At 59.9% G+C, this 659-nt stretch carries 1 protein-coding gene; it reads right to left on the bottom strand.

Annotated features, from left to right (window positions below):
* Positions 1–128: 128 nt before the first annotated feature.
* Positions 129–659 (bottom strand): taurine dioxygenase (tauD, locus tag BK660_RS30790; RefSeq protein ID WP_123436424.1); only part of this gene is annotated, 531 nt, incomplete at its 5' end.

Here is a 659-nt window from a genome sequence, read left to right as displayed (position 1 = left end):
GAAATACCGATTCGATTATGGATTCAGCAAAGCAATATCAGGTCGGCGTACCTCTGAAGCATCCCCCAATCCGTCCCCTCTCCCTCGGGGAGAGGGTTAGGGTGAGGGGCTTTTGGCTGTAAAACGGCTCAACGAAAAAACGGCACATCCCCCAACACCGTCGCCCGCTGCATCACCCGCCGCTCCGGTCGGTAGTCATCTACCGCGTAATGCTGCGTCACGCGGTTATCCCAGAACGCAATATCGTCCTGCTGCCAACGCCAGCGAATGGTGAATTCCGGCCGCGTCGCATGGGCGAACAGAAACTTCAGAATCGCTTCGCTCTCGGTTTCCGACAGCTCATTGATCTTCGACGTGAAGCCTTCATTGACGAACAATGACCGCCGCCCGCTGACCGGGTGCGTACGAATCACCGGGTGCGACAGCGGTGGATTCTTGCGTCGTGCCTCTTCCCACTGCGCCAATGCTTCAGGCGTGTTGCCATAGCGCTCCAGCGGAAACGAGCGGGTGAAATCGTGAGTCGCGGTCAGCCCTTCGAGCAAGCCTTTCAGCGGCGCCGACAGCGCTTCATACGCAGCAATGCCGCTGGCCCACAACGTGTCGCCACCAAACTCCGGCAGCAACTTGGCGCTGAGCACCGCGCCCATCGCCGGGGTCGG

The organism is Pseudomonas brassicacearum, assembly GCF_003732265.1.
GTDB lineage: Bacteria > Pseudomonadota > Gammaproteobacteria > Pseudomonadales > Pseudomonadaceae > Aquipseudomonas > Aquipseudomonas brassicacearum_D.
This window is presented reverse-complemented; position numbering and strand designations above follow the sequence as displayed.